The 16,642-nt window shown below is 65.2% G+C and carries 13 protein-coding genes and 1 tRNA gene; 12 read left to right on the forward strand and 2 right to left on the reverse strand.

Annotated features, from left to right (window positions below; all coding sequences use genetic code 11):
* Window positions 1-80 precede the first annotated feature (80 nt).
* From U1701_RS00930 to U1701_RS00950, 5 genes are all read left to right on the forward strand, one after another.
* Window positions 81-416, forward strand: a complete 336-nt coding sequence (locus tag U1701_RS00930) for a TfoX/Sxy family protein (protein WP_332780658.1) — start codon at window positions 81-83, stop codon at window positions 414-416.
* Window positions 417-708: 292 nt separating this feature from the next.
* Window positions 709-1,791 carry an AraC family transcriptional regulator gene (locus U1701_RS00935; RefSeq protein WP_332780659.1) on the forward strand — a complete coding sequence of 361 codons (1,083 nt, stop codon included), beginning with the start codon at window positions 709-711 and terminating at the stop codon, window positions 1,789-1,791.
* A 45-nt stretch (window positions 1,792-1,836) separates the two neighbouring features.
* On the forward strand, window positions 1,837-3,333 hold the full coding sequence (locus tag U1701_RS00940) for a S41 family peptidase (protein WP_332780660.1): 1,497 nt from the start codon (window positions 1,837-1,839) through the stop codon (window positions 3,331-3,333).
* Window positions 3,334-3,668: 335 nt separating this feature from the next.
* A complete protein-coding gene (locus U1701_RS00945) occupies window positions 3,669-5,018 on the forward strand; it encodes a serine hydrolase domain-containing protein (RefSeq protein WP_332780661.1) in 1,350 nt (449 codons plus the stop codon).
* Window positions 5,019-5,412: 394 nt separating this feature from the next.
* Window positions 5,413-5,628 (forward strand): hypothetical protein, encoded by a 216-nt coding sequence (locus tag U1701_RS00950; protein WP_332780662.1) that lies wholly within the window; start codon window positions 5,413-5,415, stop codon window positions 5,626-5,628.
* Window positions 5,629-5,648: 20 nt separating this feature from the next.
* On the opposite strand, the gene U1701_RS00955 is transcribed toward U1701_RS00950, so the two are convergent.
* Window positions 5,649-5,735: transfer RNA gene (locus tag U1701_RS00955), tRNA-Tyr, on the reverse strand.
* Window positions 5,736-5,841: 106 nt separating this feature from the next.
* Here U1701_RS00955 and rlmB point away from each other — a divergent pair.
* A complete protein-coding gene (gene rlmB / locus U1701_RS00960; protein ID WP_332780663.1) occupies window positions 5,842-6,654 on the forward strand; it encodes a 23S rRNA (guanosine(2251)-2'-O)-methyltransferase RlmB in 813 nt (270 codons plus the stop codon).
* Window positions 6,655-6,775: 121 nt separating this feature from the next.
* Here the strand turns inward: rlmB and U1701_RS00965 are convergent, their stop codons facing one another.
* Complete coding sequence (locus U1701_RS00965) at window positions 6,776-7,093, reverse strand: 2Fe-2S iron-sulfur cluster-binding protein (protein ID WP_332780664.1); 318 nt, start codon at window positions 7,091-7,093, stop codon at window positions 6,776-6,778.
* A 54-nt stretch (window positions 7,094-7,147) separates the two neighbouring features.
* Between U1701_RS00965 and U1701_RS00970 the strand changes: the two genes are divergently transcribed.
* The 6 genes from U1701_RS00970 (at window position 7,148) to glgC (ending at window position 16,541) form a co-directional block, all read left to right on the forward strand.
* Complete coding sequence (locus U1701_RS00970) at window positions 7,148-7,771, forward strand: DNA-3-methyladenine glycosylase family protein (RefSeq protein ID WP_332780665.1); 624 nt, start codon at window positions 7,148-7,150, stop codon at window positions 7,769-7,771.
* Window positions 7,772-7,973: 202 nt separating this feature from the next.
* On the forward strand, window positions 7,974-8,939 hold the full coding sequence (locus U1701_RS00975) for an MlaA family lipoprotein (RefSeq protein ID WP_443025973.1): 966 nt from the start codon (window positions 7,974-7,976) through the stop codon (window positions 8,937-8,939).
* Between the two features lie 148 nt (window positions 8,940-9,087).
* Complete coding sequence (locus U1701_RS00980) at window positions 9,088-10,395, forward strand: Nramp family divalent metal transporter (RefSeq protein WP_332780667.1); 1,308 nt, start codon at window positions 9,088-9,090, stop codon at window positions 10,393-10,395.
* Between the two features lie 180 nt (window positions 10,396-10,575).
* On the forward strand, window positions 10,576-12,996 hold the full coding sequence (locus tag U1701_RS00985; RefSeq protein ID WP_332780668.1) for a glycogen/starch/alpha-glucan phosphorylase: 2,421 nt from the start codon (window positions 10,576-10,578) through the stop codon (window positions 12,994-12,996).
* Window positions 12,993-15,143 carry a 1,4-alpha-glucan branching protein GlgB gene (gene glgB, locus U1701_RS00990; RefSeq protein ID WP_332780669.1) on the forward strand — a complete coding sequence of 717 codons (2,151 nt, stop codon included), beginning with the start codon at window positions 12,993-12,995 and terminating at the stop codon, window positions 15,141-15,143. The genes U1701_RS00985 and glgB overlap by 4 nt, the downstream gene beginning before the upstream one ends.
* Window positions 15,144-15,278: 135 nt before the next feature.
* Complete coding sequence (gene glgC, locus U1701_RS00995; RefSeq protein WP_332780670.1) at window positions 15,279-16,541, forward strand: glucose-1-phosphate adenylyltransferase; 1,263 nt, start codon at window positions 15,279-15,281, stop codon at window positions 16,539-16,541.
* The last annotated feature ends 101 nt before the right edge of the window (window positions 16,542-16,642 follow it).

Here is a 16,642-nt window from a genome sequence, read left to right on the forward strand (position 1 = left end):
CCGCTGGTTCACCGCGGTTGGCGTCGCAGACCATGGTCGGACTGTTGCCCGCGGCGACGCTCGCCTGTTAGGTTCGTCGTATGGCGACGCAGCAACGCACAATCGAATTCTTGCTTGAACAGGTGGCCGGCGCCGGCGCGGTGACGGCCAAGCCGATGTTCGGTGAGTACGGCGTCTACGTCGACGGCAAGATGATCGGTTCGGTCTGCGACGATCAGCTCTTCGTTAAGCCGACAGTCTCGGGCCGCGCTTATGCCGAGCCGGTGTCGGATGCGCCGCCGTATCCAGGTGCTAAACTGCAGATGCTCATCGCGGCCGATCGATGGGACGATGCCGAATGGCTTGGCGAGCTGCTGCGCGTAACGGCGGCCGAGCTGCCGACACCCAAGCCGCGAAAACCGAAGCGAGGCACGTAAGCACCCCCGGCGGTTGAGCCCCTGAACCAGACGTTCAGAGCCTTCTTTCGGCTACCCAACATCTGCCATCTGTTCATGTTGGCAGCAAATGGCGTCGAGCCACGGTGCCCCCCCCTCTCTGGCCACCGTTATCAAAAAGCATCGGACCGGGAAAAGACGAGCGTTCTCGAAACCTAGATAAGTCCGCAATTCTTAGAACCGCAAAGTGCCCATGTCCGACCAACACCATTGACCGATTGCCCATTGACCTTGCCACTATGGCGAGGCTGATAGGCATGTGAGCATCAGTCCCATGTCCCTCACCCTCGGTCTGTTCGAGGTACAGATGCTCGTGCTGGCGACCGCTATCATCATCAGGCGGCACGGGGCCGCGCAACGTTCTCTCGGCGCGTTGCTGTTCGTCCTGTGCGGTATGCTGACGCCGTTCGCCATCGGCTATGCCGGCTTCTATGATCGTTGGCCGTGGCTTTCGTTCGCGCCGTTCGCTGTGCCCTTGGCAATGGGTCCACTGCTGTACGCTCACCTGACGACCCTGATCTTCGATCGCCCGATACCACGTTGGCACGCCGCGTTGCCCTTGGGCCAGTTCACCTACCAGGCTGTCGTCTTCTGTCTCCCGCTCGATTTGAGAGGGACGTTCGACCGGGAGATACAGCGTCCCTGGCTCGATCCGATTTTGGCATTGCTGCTACTAGCGTCGATGATCGGTTATGCCGTTGCCGGATTGCGTGCCCTGCACCGGCATCGCGGTTTGCTGATGGCGCGCCGATCGGATCTCGCTGCGGTCCGGCGCGTACAGGCGGTACTGATCGCCTTTGCCGTGATTGCGACGGTGCGAACGGCATATCTGGTCGCCGATGCCTTGGTCGCACCGCTCTCCTACTTCGACATGTTCGGCTTCTATGTCGTGCTGGCGATCGTCGGTAATTATCTGGCGATCGAGGGGTGGCGTCACGCAGACTCTCGACCACAGCCTATCGTGGAGCCGATCGAACGCGACTGGTGTACGATCGCTGCCGAATGGATGCGCCGGATCGAGGAACACGGATGGTGGCGCGATCCCGACCTCGATCTTGCCGGGTTGGCTCGCCGGCTTGGGACCAACACCGCCTATCTGTCGCGCGGCCTCAACGAAGGTCGTGGGCTAGGATTTGCCGAGGCCATCAATGGTCTGCGCGTCGAGCATGTCGCCGCGCGGCTTCGGGACGGCTCCGAAGGCGATATCCTGACGCTTGCGATCGATGCCGGCTTCGGATCGAAGGCGACGTTCAACCGTGTCTTCAAGGACCGGTTCGGCGTCACTCCGTCGACCTATCGCCGCGTCTCAATGGACAAAAACGACGTGGGACGCCGGGATTTGCAGCGCATGGCCTGAACACGATCGGCATCGGTGTGGGGCACACCCCCCCGGAGCAACCACATGATATACCTTGATCGCAGGCACGTGCTGATGGGAGCGTCGGGGCTTTTGGCCAGGGCTCTCCTGCCGGCATCCGCCGAGGCCACCGGCGAGCTGCTGAAACCTGCGGCGATGCAGGCGGACATCGCCATCCTGTTCGACGCCTATGCCAGTTTGCATCCCGGCCTCTACCGCTACCTGACCCCGGTGGAATTCGAGCGGGAACGTCAGCGTCTAGACCGGTTGGCCGAAACGCCTCGCTCCTTGGGAGACTTCTATCTAGCAATCACGACTTTCACCGCCAGCATCCGGTGCGGCCACAGCTATCCCAATCCCTCAAACCAGCCGCCGCCCGTCGCGGCGGCGCTGTTCGGCAAGCCCGATCGACTACCCTTTGCCTTCGGATGGTTAGACCGGCGCATGATCGTCACCGCCGATCTCGGCAGCGGACACCATCTGCCGGCCGGGAGCGAGGTCGTCGCGATCGACGGCATCGGCACACGCGACATCCTGGCCAGGATGCTCCCCTATGCCCGTACGGATGGAAGCAGCGATGCGCGCAAGGTAGCCGACCTCGGCATACCGGGCGATGCCAATCAGCCGACGTTCGATGTGCTGCGGACGCTGCTGTTCCCTACGTCCGATCCCTTTGCGCGTGTCCTGGTTCGAGCCGATGGCAGAACCACCGCGATCACTTGCCCGTTGATAACTGCAACGGCGCGGGACGCGGCATTGAGCCCCCCGTCCAAGGGCTCTCCCTATGGCTGGACGTTCGAGAAGCGCGGCAACGTCGGCATCCTTAGCATGCCGACCTGGGCGGTCTTCCACGAAAAATGGGATTGGCGGGGCTTCATTGACGCCAGCGTGGACACCGCGATCGATCGCAACCTCTTGGGCATCGTCATCGATATACGCGACAACGGCGGAGGGCTTGACTGCGGGGCGGCAATCATCGCGCGCCTGATCGAAGCGCCGCTGGCTGCCGACAGCTATTCCCGCCATGTGCGCTACCGCAAGATACCCGATCGACTGGCGCCATACCTCAAAACTTGGGACCGCAGCTTCAAGGATTGGGGAGCGTCGGCGATCGGTCCCGACGCGGCCGGCTTCTACACGCTTACCCGTGCAGGCGACGCTTCCGATACCGACACCATCCAACCTAAGGGGCGACGGTTCGCGGGCAAGGTCACCGTTCTGGTCGGGCCGAAGAACGCTTCGGCTACCTTCGGCTTCGCGAACCTCATCCAGCGGCATCGGCTGGCTACGCTGATCGGCGAGCAGACCGGCGGCAACCGGCGCGGCATCAACGGGGGTGCCTTCTTCTTCGTGCAATTGCCGGGATCAGGCATCGAGGTCGATCTGCCGCTGATCGCCTATTGGCCCGACACGCCGCAGCCGGACGCCGGGATCGCGCCGGATATCATCGTGCCGGCCCGAGCAGCCGATCTGCAAGCTAAGCGGGATGTCGTGCTGGCGCGGGCAATCTCAATTACCACAGGCCATTTTACGGTCTTATAAATCAAGACTCGCCCGGGCGGCACCAACGACCCACATCTGGACATCCTAAAGCCTGTTCGCGCTCTCCGGAACCGGACGTTGGTTCATGTGATCCAATTGGCTTCAAACCTGTCGGGGTAAAAAGGTTACCGTGATGACCGCTTGCTACGCGTAGCTGCGGCAGATAGTGTATTATTAATATAATACACTGACGGATTGGGGATCATGGGTAGTCATTTCGAGCAGCAAGCGTTCTGGCCCTCGTGTCCGCCCCTGTCGGCGCCCAACAGCAGCGGCCAGCCCTATCTGCGTCTGCGCAGTTACAAGAGGTTGAGAACGGACTGACCTCGGCTGTCGTGCTGGCCGGCACGCCTGCGCCTCGCCGCACGATCGCGGCGGAGATGGTCCGACTGCACGTGCCTGGGGTCAGCGTTGCCGTTCTGCATGGCGGTGTGATCGAATGGGCCAAAGGTTATGGGGTCACGCGCGCAGGCGGTACACCGGTGACGCCCGACACGCTTTTCCAGGCGGGTTCGATTAGCAAGCCGGTAACGGCGTTCGCGGCGCTACGTCTTGTGCAGCAGCACCGCCTGACGCTTGACGACGACGTCAACGCGCAGCTCAAGGGCTGGAAACTTCCGACGCCGGCCGGCGAGCATGTCACATTGCGCGAGCTGCTGTCGCACACCGCGGGAACAACGGTGCAGGGCTTTCCCGGATATGCTGCCGGCGTCCCCGTACCGAGCGTCGATGAAGTGCTCACCGGACGCTCACCGGCCAGCACCAAGCCGGTCGTGGTCGATACGGCACCCGGCACGGCTTGGCGGTACTCCGGCGGGGGCTACACCGTCGTCCAGAAGCTGATCGGCGACGTGACAGGCCGCCCGTTCACGCAGGTGCTTAGCGACGAGGTGCTTCTCCCCGCGGGCATGAAGCGCAGCAGCTTCGCCCAGCCGCTCGCCGTCGCCTTGCTGGCGAACGCCGCTTGGCCGCACGACGGGACGGGAAAGCCCGTGACGGGTGGGCCGCACACTTACCCGGAACTGGCTGCTGCGGGGCTGTGGAGCACGCCAGGGGACCTGCTGCGCTACGCCGTCGCCGTGCGCGACAGTGCTCGCGGCAAGACAGGCGCTCTGCTGGATCAGGCGATCGCCACGGAGATGCTGACGCCCGGAAAGGGCGACTATGGCCTCGGCTTGGAGGTCCGCGGCGCCCTTGCCGATCGCGACTTCTCACATGGCGGCAGCAACGAAGGGTACGAGAACTTCCTGGTCGCCTACATAGGCTCGGGCGACGGAGTAGCTGTCATGACGAATGGCGCACAGGGCAACGAATTGGGCCTCGAGATCACTCGCGGCGTGGCTGCAGCCTATGGCTGGCCAGAAACCTTCGCCAAGCACATGGCCCGGCGCTTCAACTTGGCGAGCCAGTCGACCAACTTCTCCGTAACGGTGAACGATGTGCCGCTCCCCGAGGATGTCGAGCCTTTCCCGGTCCAGTTCGACTTTCACGGTGACTACGAGGCGGACGAGCGACCTGACGGCTTGGTCGTCAGTGGGGGATGGGGCAACGAGATCTTGGACGATGGCAACTCGGTCCGTTGGCGGATCCGGTTCTCGAACACGCTGATCGACGCCGAGGAGTTCCGCGGGGTCTCGGTCTTCTGCGGCGTGAAGATCGCGCAGAATCCGTTTTTTTCAACCTAAGCGGCGGTCTGGGCGGACAGCACGGCCAGCAGTATCTGACTGGCAAGGTCGAGGCGGATTATCTCGATCGCCTGTCGGACGACGTGATCACCACCGAGCGTCAACGGATAAACTGGGAGGAGCAGGATGCAGCAGCCTTGCTCACCTGGGGTCAGCAGCGGCTTAAGCAGCTGCTTGTGATATGGAAGGAGAGGCGCGCGCGCGACAAGGTCAACCGTCTAGATGCCCGGGTGGAGCCGTTCTCGAGCGCCTTAACAGACTGCCGCCCACCGAGCGTGAAACCATCCGCAAGGCGCTCGTCCGCATTGCCCAGGTCGAAGCGATCGACGAGGCTCAGTTCGGGAGTCTGGCGGGCGCGGTCCTGACGGCTTGGGAAGGAGGCCGCCTACGGGGCTTGATTGACGACATCGCGCGAATGGATCAGCTTGAGGAGGGCGCTCTCATACACCTGCTGGCGGAATCTCACGTGATCGGCGCCTTGCACATGGCCGAAATCGTCGAGGCGCGCGTCGGAATCATTCGGGGGCTGGAACGCCGTATCGTCAACCGCCCCAGATGTGCCCCTGATTCGATCGCGCTGGGCGTTCTCGCCTCTTTCGAGACGGTTTGAGACAACCTGAAATGAAGGGTTGGTGGACAGGGTAGGGTTCGAACCTACGTAGGAGAAACTCCGGCAGATTTACAGTCTGCTGCCTTTAACCACTCGGCCACCTGTCCAGGTGCCGCTCTCTTCGAGCGAGGCGGCTCCATGGCGAAGCTTGCCGGGCGTGTCAACGCGACTTGCGTCGTCGGGCGCCGCCGCATAGCGGTTTGCAGCACAAAAATGCGCACACCGACGCGCGAGATGGAAGACCATGATGACCAATATGTCCGTACGGGGCGCGCGCTGATGGCCGCGCGCAAGGGCCATCGGCCGAGCAAGGCCCCTGCCGGCCGCCCGCGGTTCTGGGGCAAACACCCGGTGGCCGCGGCGTTCGCCAACCCCGAGCGGGTGGTGCGGAAAATCATGGGCACGCGCGAGGCGCTGGCGGGGTTCGACCTGCCTGCCAATATTCCCGTGACCTTTGCCGAGGCGACCGATCTGGCGCGGCTGGTGCCGGGCGACGCGCCGCACCAGGGCGTGGTGATCGAGGTCGAGCCGCTAGAGGACATGTGGCTCGCCGATCTGCTCGAGCATGGCAAGGACGACAACCGGCCGCTGGTGATCCTGGACGGCGTCACCGACCCGCACAATGTCGGCGCGATCCTGCGCTCGGCGGCAGCGTTCGATGCGCTGGGGATCGTGACGCCCGACCGCAACGCGCCGCCCGAATCGGGGACGATCGCGCGCGCGGCGTCGGGCGCGCTGGAGACGGTGCCGTGGATCCGCGTCGTCAATCTGGCGCGCGCGCTGGAGGAAATCGCCGCGGCGGGGTTCTGGCGGATCGGGCTGACCGGCCATGCGACGCAGACGCTGGACGAGGCGATGGGCACGCAGCGCATCGCGATCGTGCTCGGCGCCGAGGGCGAGGGCATGCGGCAGAATACCGAGCAGCATTGCGACGAGCTGGCGAAGCTGCCGATCTCGGGCAAGGTGGAAAGCCTGAACGTGTCCAACGCCGCGGCGATCGCGCTGTATGCGGTGACGACTCGGTAGGTCCTGCTCCCCTCCCTGGAAGGGAGGGGTTGGGGGTGGGTTGCTGTCGTGGGACCGTAGCGCCTGCCCCGAGCCGACCCACCCCCAACCCCTCCCTTTCAGGGAGGGGAGGAAGGACGACTCAGTCCTCCGCGGCGATCCGTACCTTCAAGCCGTCGAGCGCGTCGGTCATGTCGATCTGGCACGACAGCCGTGAGAAGGCGTCGCGGTGGCTGGTCGAATCGAGCAGGTCGTCCTCGTCCGGGCTCATCGGCTTGAGCTTGCCGACAAAGTCCGGGTCGACATGGACATGGCAGGTGGCGCAGCTGCAGCAGCCGCCGCACAGCGCCAGGATCTCGTCGATGCCGGCGTCGCGGATCACTTCCATGACCGAGAGCCCGGCCTCGCCGGCGATCTCACGTTCTTCCCCTTCGCGCGTCACGACGATAAGCTTTGGCATGATGATCTCCGAAAAAACCGCCCATGCCGTCCAGCGTGCCTGCGATCAAGCATCATGGGGCTGACCGCCGAACAACTCGCCGTGTCGATGGCGGCGCTGTGCGCGGCCGAGCCGGCCTTCGCCGCCGCGGTCGCGCAGGCGGGGCACCCCGCGCCGCGGCTGAGCGAACGCGGGTTCGTCACGCTGCTGCGGACCATCGTCGGCCAGCAGGTCAGCGTCGCATCGGCCGCGGCAGTGTGGCGCAAGCTCGACGATGTCGTGGGCGGCGCCGCCGATCCCGCCAACATCGCCGCGGCGAGCGACGAGACGCTGCGCAGCGCCGGTCTGTCGCGGCAGAAACTGGGCTATGCGCGTAGCCTGGCCGAGGAGGTGACGAGCGGGCGACTCGATCTCGAGAACCTCCCGGTCGACGACGAAGAGGCGATCGCGGCGCTGGTGCGGGTGAAGGGGATCGGGCGCTGGTCGGCGGAAATCTATCTGCTGTTCGCCGAAGGACGCACCGATATCTGGCCCGCGGGCGACCTGGCGGTGCAGATCGCGATCGGGCGGATCCTGGGTCACGAGACGCGGCCGAGCGAGAAGCTGACGCGCGAAGTCGCGGAAGCCTGGCGGCCGCATCGCGGCGCCGCGGCGATCTTTGCGTGGCATCATTATCAGGCGGACATGAAGGTCATCTGAGGGCGGCAGCGCGGAACGGTGCGAGGACGAACCATCGATCGTCACCCCCGCGGAGGCTGGGGTCTTTCCGGGCAGGCGCCGTGGCCAGAGCGGGAGATGCCAGCCTCCGCTGGCATGACGAAGCGGGGGACGGGGAAGGTTCTCAACCGGCGCTTGCCAATCGGGGCGGGCTGGCGTCAGAGGAACGGACAGACCGGGAGCGATGGGCGTGTTTATACTGACGATGGCTTTGCTGGTGGCGGCTCCACAGACCGCGCCCGAACCCGAGTATAGCAAGGGCATACCGTCGTCGAAGCCGCAGCGCGACGCCGAGGCGACGGTCGCGGTCGAGACGGATCGCGCGGCGGAACGACAGGCCGCAGCGCGGCTGGGCGCGGTCGACATCCGCGACGGCGACATCCTGGTGCTGGGGCGCGACAAGAAGGGCGATCCGTTGCAGGGCGCCAACGTCAAGGCGTTCGGCGCGACCCAGGCGGTCGACGACGCGGTGGTCGGCCCGGTCGCGCGCACCTACAAACGCGAGGTGCCCTCGCCGATCCGGCGCGGCATCCACAATTTGCTGTATAATCTCAAAGAACCGGTCATTTTCCTGAACTTCCTGTTGCAGTTCAAGCCGGTCAAGGCGGCGGAAACGGCGGGACGGTTCGCGATCAATTCGACGATCGGGATCGCCGGCGTGCTCGACGTCGCCAAGAAGAAGCCGTTCCGGCTGCCGCGGCGCGCCAATGGCTTTGCCGATACGCTGGGCTATCACGGCGTGAAGAACGGGCCGTTCCTGTTCCTGCCGATCGTCGGGCCGACCACGGTACGCGACCTGCTCGGCGGGTTCGTCGACCGGCTGCTGCTCCCGACGACGGTCGGGCATCCGTTCACCAGCCCGACCTATACCGCACCGCTCGGCGTGCTCGGCGCGCTCGATCACCGTGCGGATTTCGACGAGACGCTAAAGGTGCTGCACGACGGATCGGTCGATCCGTACACCGCGTCGCGCGAATTTTATCTGCGCAGGCGCCAGGCGGAGATCGACCATCTGCACGGGCGCGATCCCGTGGTGCCGCCGCCGGCGGTGCGGACGGTGTCGGTGGAGGGGGCGGTAGAGGGGCCTGTGGTCGGGGCGGAGGTGGCGCCGGTTGCATCGGAGTCGGTGCCGGAGACGATGACGCCCTAAGCGCTCCGTCATGCCGGACTTGTTCCGGCATCCATGGCGCCGCACATTCTCCGGCCGGTTGGTACGCCGCACGATGGACCCCGGACCAAGTCCGGGGTGACGGAGGTGGGTGCTTGTCGCCCATACCACATTACGGCAGAGCATTGGAATGGATGTAGCGCCCCCCCACACCCCCGCATCGCTCGGCGAGAGTCATCGCAGCGTCGTCGTGCCGGCCGGCGCGTCGTTCTGGCGGCGGTTGTTTGCGTTTGCGGGGCCGGGCTACCTCGTCGCGGTCGGATATATGGACCCCGGCAACTGGGCGACCGACATCGCGGGCGGGTCGGCGTTCGGGTACACGCTGCTGTCGGTGGTGCTGCTGTCGAACCTGATGGCGATGGTGTTGCAGGCGCTGTCGGCGCGACTGGGGATCGTCGCGGGGCTCGACCTCGCGCAGGCGTGCCGCGCGCAGTATTCCAGACCGGTTTCCTTCGTCCTGTGGATCCTGTGCGAGATCGCGATCATCGCGTGCGACCTGGCCGAAGTGCTGGGCACCGCGATCGCGCTGAAGCTGCTGTTCGGGCTGCCGCTGGTCTACGGCGTGTGCCTGACCGCGCTCGACGTGTTCCTGATCCTCGCGCTGCAGCGGTTCGGGTTCCGCAAGCTCGAAGCATTCATCGTCGCGTTGCTGGTGATCATCGCCGGCTGCTTCATCTTCGAGCTGTTCCTGGCGCGACCCGACATGGCGGGCGTGCTCGGCGGGCTGGTGCCGACGACGCAGATCGTGACCAATCCGGCGATGCTGTACATCGCGATCGGCATCCTCGGCGCGACCGTGATGCCGCACAATCTCTACCTCCACTCTTCAATCGTACAGACCCGCGCGTTCGCGAAGGACGAGGCGGGCAAGCGCGACGCGATCACGATGGCGACGATCGACGGGACGGTCGCGCTGGGCCTCGCCTTCTTCATCAATGCGTCGATCCTGATCCTGGCGGCGGCGACCTTCCATGTCGCCGGGCGCACCGACATCGCCGATATCGACCAGGCGCATGCGTTGCTGGCGCCGATGCTGGGCATGGGCGCGGCGAGCGTGGTGTTCGCGGTCGCGCTGCTCGCGTCGGGGCAGAATTCGACGGTGACGGGGACGCTCGCCGGGCAGATCGTGATGGAGGGGTTCCTCGATCTGCGGATGCCGGTGTGGGCACGGCGGCTGGTGACGCGGTTGCTGGCGATCGTGCCCGCGGTGCTGGTGGTCGGCGCGATGGGCGATGCGGGGGCGACGAAGCTGCTGGTGCTGAGCCAGGTGGTGCTCAGCATGCAGCTGCCGTTCGCGGTGGTGCCGCTGGTCGCCTTCACCGGCAACGCGCGGATCATGGGCACGCTGGTCAGCCCGGTATGGCTGCGGACGCTCGCCTGGGGGATCGCGGTGGTGATCATCGGGCTGAACGCGACGCTGTTGTGGGGGATGCTGTAGCTTTTGCTCCCCTCCCTGGAAGGGAGAGGTCGGGGTTGGGTCGGCCGTCGTGGAACGGTAGCGCCTGCCCCAAACCAACCCACCCCCGGCCCCTCCCTTCCGAGGAGGGGAGAAGTCACGGGTGACATTGGCGGGACAGCGGTTAGGATCGCCGCATCGTCAACCAGATCCGGATCCCGTGTGACCCCAACCACCGTTGCCCCTTCGGCCGACCAGCTCCTCGCCGACTCGATCCTCGACACGCTTGTCCACCGCATCGGCAAGGATGCGCAGGCGGCGCGGCCGCATGACTGGCTGGCGGCGACGATCTTCACCGTGCGCAACGACATCGTCGAACGCTGGATGGCGTCGACCAAGGCGACGCACGCCGCGGGCGCGAAGCGGGTCTATTATCTGAGCCTGGAATTCCTGATCGGGCGGCTGCTGCGCGATGCGGTGACCAATTTGCAGCGGGGCGGCGAAGTGACGCGGGCGCTCGCGATCCACGGCGTGGATCTCGCCGAGATCGAGGAGATCGAACCCGATGCGGCGCTCGGCAATGGCGGGCTCGGGCGGCTGGCGGCGTGCTTCATGGAGAGCCTCGCGAGCCTCGACGTGCCCGCCTATGGCTATGGCATCCGCTATGTGAACGGCATGTTCCGCCAGCGCATCGACGATGGCTGGCAGGTCGAAATGCCCGAGAACTGGCTGGCGCACGGCAATCCGTGGGAATTCGAACGCCGCGAGAGCGCCTATTTCATCGGCTTCGGCGGCGAGGCGAACGTTGCGGGCAACCGGGTGCACTGGAGCCCGTCCGAGGCGGTCGAGGCGATCGCGGTCGACACGCCGGTGGTCGGCTGGCGCGGCAAGCGCGTCAACACGCTTCGGTTGTGGACCGCGCGGGCGTTCGACCCGATCAAGCTCGACAAGTTCAACGCCGGCGATTTCGAAGGCGCGCTGGGCGACCAGGTGCGCGCCGAGACGCTGACGCGCGTGCTGTACCCGAACGATTCCACCCCGGCGGGGCAGGAACTGCGGCTGCGGCAGGAATATTTCTTCTCGTCGGCGTCGATCCAGGACATCGTCCGGCGGCACGTCCAGTATTTCGGCGATATCCAGACGCTGCCCGACAAGGCAGCGATCCAGCTGAACGATACGCATCCCGCGGTGTCGGTCGCCGAGCTGATGCGGTTGCTGATCGACCATCATGATTTCGCGTTCGACGCGGCGTGGGAGATCACCAAGCGGACCTTCGGCTACACCAATCACACGCTGCTGCCCGAGGCGCTGGAGAGCTGGCCCCTGCCCCTGTTCGAGCGGCTGCTGCCGCGGCACATGCAGATCGTCTACCAGGTCAACGCCAAGCTGCTGCGCGAGGCGCGGGCGGCGGGGTCCGACGACCGTGCGATCGCCGCGATCAGCCTGATCGATGAGGGCGGCGAGCGGCGGGTGCGGATGGCAAATCTGGCCTTTGCCGGATCGCACAGCATCAACGGCGTCGCCGCGCTGCATACCGATTTGATGAAGAAGACGGTGTTCGCCGACCTGCACCGGCTGTACCCGACGCGAATCAACAACAAGACCAATGGGATAACCCCCAGGCGCTGGTTGCAGCAGTGCAATCCGGGGCTGACCGCGCTGATCCGCGACGCGATCGGCGAGGCCTTTCTGGACGACGCCGAACGGTTGATCGATCTCGATCCGTTCGCCGAAGATGCCGGATTCCGGGAGCGCTTTGCTTCGGTCAAGCGTTCGAACAAGACCATGCTGGCAAACCATATCTTCGAAACCATGGGTCTGCGTATCGATCCGGACGCGATGTTCGACGTCCAGATCAAACGGATTCACGAGTATAAGCGGCAGTTGCTCAATATCGTCGAGACGGTGGCGCTGTACGATCAGATCCGCAGCCATCCCGAGCGCGACTGGGTGCCGCGGGTGAAGCTGTTCGCGGGGAAGGCGGCGTCGAGCTATCACAACGCCAAGCTCGTCATCAAACTGGCGAACGACGTCGCGCGGCGGGTCAACGCCGATCCGATGACGCGCGATCTGCTGCGTGTCGTGTTCACCCCCAATTACAACGTGTCGCTGGCCGAGAAGATCGTGCCCGCCGCTGATCTCAGCGAGCAGATCTCGACCGCGGGGATGGAAGCGTCGGGCACCGGCAACATGAAGTTCGCGATGAACGGCGCGCTGACGATCGGCACGCTCGACGGCGCGAACATCGAGATCAAGGACCGTGTCGGCGACGACAACATCTTCATCTTCGGCATGACCGCGGACGAGGTCGAGGCGAAGCGCGCGAACGGATACGACCCGCGCGGTGTGATCGACGCGTCGCCCGAACTACGCCAGGCGGTGTCGGGGATCGCCTCCGGCGTGTTCTCGCCCGACGATCCCGGCCGCTATGCCGGGCTGATGGGCGGGCTGTACGACGGCGACTGGTTCATGGTCGCCGCCGACTTCGACGATTATGCCGACAAGCAGCGCGCGGTCGATGCGCGCTGGACCGACCGCGACGCGTGGACCGCGTCGGCGATTCGCAACGTCGCGCGCGTCGGCTGGTTCTCGTCCGACCGCACCATCCGCGACTATGCGCGCGATATATGGACCGTAATGTGAAGCCACCCGAAGGTGCCATCGTCGCCCTGCTCGAGGGGCGGCACGACGACCCGTTCTCACTGCTCGGGCTACATGCCGGTCCGGAAGGTGTGTTCGCGCGCGCGTGGATTCCGGGGGCCGAGACCGCCGAGGCACATGACCTGTCGGGCGCCCTGATCGGCACGTTGAAGCGGGTCGAGGATCGGGGTCTGTTCGAGGGGATCGTCGAGGGCGACGTGCAGCCGGTGCGCTATCATGCGAAGGGCGGCGGCGCCGACTGGTGGGTGACCGATCCGTACAGTTTCGGTCCGGTGCTGGGCCCGATCGACGATGTGCTAATGGCCGAGGGCTCGCATCTGCGGCTCCACGACAAGCTGGGCGCGCATCTGATCGAGCACGAAGGCGCGACGGGCGTGCATTTCGCCCTGTGGGCGCCAAACGCGCAGCGCGTCTCGGTGGTCGGCGACTTCAACGACTGGGACGGTCGCCGCCACGCGATGCGCAAGCGCGGCGATGTCGGGGTGTGGGAGATCTTCATCCCCGACCTCGCCGAATATCGCAGCTACAAGTTCGAGATCGTCGGCGCGGACGGCGAGATCCAGCCGCTGAAAGCGGATCCGTTCGCGTTCGCCGCCGAGCTGCGCCCGGCCAATGCGTCGATCACGCGCAACATGGTGCATGAGTGGGGCGATGCCGACCACCGCGCGCACTGGGCGTCGGTCGATCCGCGGCGCGTGCCGATCAGCATCTACGAGGTGCACGCTGGATCGTGGGACCGCGACGCCAATGGTTGGTTCCTGAGCTGGGACGCGCTGGCCGACCGGTTGATCCCGTACGTGGTCGAGATGGGCTTCACGCATATCGAGTTCATGCCGATCAGCGAGCATCCCTATGATCCGTCATGGGGTTATCAGACCACCGGGCTGTACGCGCCGTCGGCACGGTTCGGCGATGTCGACGGGTTCGCGCGGTTCGTCGACGGCGCGCACCGCGCCGGGATCGGCGTGCTGCTCGACTGGGTGCCCGCGCATTTCCCGACCGATGCGTTCGGGCTAGCGATGTTCGACGGCACCGCACTGTACGAGCATGCCGATCCGCGGCTCGGTTATCATCCCGACTGGAACACCGCGATCTACAATTTCGGGCGGCGCGAGGTGGCGTCGTTCCTGGTCAACAACGCGCTGTTCTGGGCCGAGCGCTATCATATCGACGGACTGCGCGTGGATGCGGTGGCGTCGATGCTGTATCGCGATTATTCCCGGAAAGCCGGCGAATGGATCCCGAACGCCGAGGGCGGGCGCGAGAATTGGGAGGCGGTGAAGTTCCTCCAGGCGATGAACACCGAAATCTACGGCCAGCATCCCGGCGTGTTCACCATCGCCGAGGAATCGACGTCGTGGCCCGGCGTGTCGAAACCGGTACACGAAAAGGGCCTGGGCTTCGGGTTCAAGTGGAACATGGGCTTCATGCACGACACGCTGCAGTACATGCAGCGCGATCCGTTGCACCGGAAGCACCATCACGGCGAGATCAATTTCGGGCTGGTCTATGCGTTCGACGAGAATTTCGTCCTGCCGCTCAGCCATGACGAGGTCGTGCACGGCAAGGGGTCGCTGCTGACCAAGATGCCCGGCGACGACTGGCAGCAATTCGCCAATCTGCGCGCCTATTACGCGTTCATGTGGGGCTATCCGGGCAAGAAGCTGCTGTTCATGGGGCAGGAGTTCGCGCAGCGGCGCGAGTGGAGCGAGGAGCGCGCGCTCGACTGGGCGCTGTGCGACAATCGCAGCCATGAGGGCGTCCGCAACCTCGTCCGCGACCTGAACCGGGTGTACCGCGAGAAGCCGGCGCTGCACGGGCGCGACTGCGAGGGCGAAGGGTTCGAATGGCTGATCGCGGATGATGCTGCGAATTCGGTGTTCGCCTGGCTCCGGAAAAGTCCGGGCGCGAAGCCGGTGGCGATCATTGCCAACATGACGCCGATCGCACGTGCGCCGTATCGCATTCCCCTGCCGCATGACGGTCGCTGGTGCGAGATCATCAATTCTGACGCGCGCGAATATTGGGGCAGCGGCCTGGGCAATCTGGGCGGCGTCGTCGCCAAGGACGGCGCGGCGTGGGTATGCCTGCCGCCGCTGGCGACGATCATGCTGGAATTCGAGGATTAGCTGTTCCGTCGTGCCGGGCTCGTCCCGGCATCCAGGGGCCCGCACACCATCGGGGTGCGGATGCGGAACCCTGGACCCCGGAACAAGTCCGGGGTGACGAAGGTATAGAAACCGAAGAATCGGGGAGAGACGAACATGGTTGAACGACGCGGACAGCCGCTCGCACGTGATGCGATGGCCTATGTGCTGGCCGGCGGCCGCGGCAGCCGGTTGATGGAGCTGACCGACAGCCGCGCCAAACCCGCGGTGTATTTCGGCGGCAAGGCGCGGATCATCGACTTCGCGCTTTCGAACGCGATCAACTCGGGCATCCGCCGGATCGGTGTCGCGACGCAGTACAAGGCGCATTCGCTGATCCGCCATCTGCAGAGCGGCTGGAATTTCCTGCGCTCGGAGCGCAACGAGAGCTTCGACATCCTGCCCGCGTCGCAGCGGATCAGCGAGTTCCAATGGTATGAGGGCACCGCCGACGCGGTGTACCAGAATATCGACATCATCGAGAGCCACGCGCCCGAATACATGGTCATCCTGGCGGGCGATCACATCTACAAGATGGATTACGAGCTGATCCTGCAGCAGCATTGCCAGAGCGGCGCGGACGTGACGATCGCGTGTCTCGAAGTGCCGCGGATGGAGGCGGTCGCGTTCGGCGTGATGGCGGTCGACGAGCATGACAACGTCACCGACTTCGTCGAGAAGCCCGCCGATCCGCCGGCGGTGCCGGGCAGTCCGGACATCGCGCTGGCCTCGATGGGGATCTACGTCTTCCACACGAAGTTGCTGTTCGACGAGCTGCGCCGCGATGCCGAGACGCCGGGATCGGCGCGTGATTTCGGCAAGGACATCATTCCGTATCTGGTCAAGAACGGCAAGGCGGTGGCGCACCGCTTCAAGGACAGCTGCGTGCGGTCGGGGCTGGAGGAAGAGGCCTATTGGCGCGATGTCGGTACGGTCGATGCCTATTGGGAGGCGAATATCGACCTGACCGATGCGGTGCCGAAGCTCGATCTCTACGATCATAGCTGGCCGCTCTGGACCTATTCGGAGGTGACCCCGCCGGCCAAGTTCGTCCACGCGAGCGACGGGCGGCGCGGCGAGGCGGTGTCTTCGCTGGTGTCGGGCGACTGCATCATCTCGGGGTCGTCGATCCATCGCAGCCTGATCTTCACCGGTACGCGGGCGCATAGCTATTCTGCGCTCGACCAGGCGGTGATCCTGCCGCGGTGCGAGATCGGGCGCGGCGCGCGGCTGTCGAAGGTTGTGGTCGATCGCGGGGTGGTGATCCCCGACGGGCTGGTGGTCGGCGAGGATCCGGTGCTGGATGCGCAGCGGTTCCGGCGGACGGACAATGGCGTGGTGCTGATCACCAAGTCGATGATCGATGCGTTGAACCTGTGAGGGGGGACGATACTGCTCCCCTCCCTGCAAGGGAGGGGTCGGGGGTGGGTTGGCCCGCGTGGGAACGATACACCCGCCCCAAGCCTACCCACCCCCAGCCC

The organism is Sphingomonas rhamnosi (genome assembly GCF_036663615.1).
Taxonomy (GTDB): Bacteria; Pseudomonadota; Alphaproteobacteria; order Sphingomonadales; family Sphingomonadaceae; genus Sphingomonas.

What these genes read in the sequence shown, in the direction of transcription:
- U1701_RS00930 (WP_332780658.1), top strand. Translation starts at nt 81, where the DNA reads ATGGCGACGCAGCAACGCACAATCGAATTCTTGCTTGAACAGGTGGCC.
- U1701_RS00935 (WP_332780659.1), top strand. Translation starts at nt 709, where the DNA reads ATGTCCCTCACCCTCGGTCTGTTCGAGGTACAGATGCTCGTGCTGGCG.
- U1701_RS00940 (WP_332780660.1), top strand. Translation starts at nt 1,837, where the DNA reads ATGATATACCTTGATCGCAGGCACGTGCTGATGGGAGCGTCGGGGCTT.
- rlmB (WP_332780663.1), top strand. Translation starts at nt 5,842, where the DNA reads ATGCGCACACCGACGCGCGAGATGGAAGACCATGATGACCAATATGTC.
- U1701_RS00965 (WP_332780664.1), bottom strand. Translation starts at nt 7,093, where the DNA reads ATGCCAAAGCTTATCGTCGTGACGCGCGAAGGGGAAGAACGTGAGATC.
- U1701_RS00970 (WP_332780665.1), top strand. Translation starts at nt 7,148, where the DNA reads ATGGGGCTGACCGCCGAACAACTCGCCGTGTCGATGGCGGCGCTGTGC.
- U1701_RS00975 (WP_443025973.1), top strand. Translation starts at nt 7,974, where the DNA reads ATGGGCGTGTTTATACTGACGATGGCTTTGCTGGTGGCGGCTCCACAG.
- U1701_RS00980 (WP_332780667.1), top strand. Translation starts at nt 9,088, where the DNA reads ATGGATGTAGCGCCCCCCCACACCCCCGCATCGCTCGGCGAGAGTCAT.
- glgC (WP_332780670.1), top strand. Translation starts at nt 15,279, where the DNA reads ATGGTTGAACGACGCGGACAGCCGCTCGCACGTGATGCGATGGCCTAT.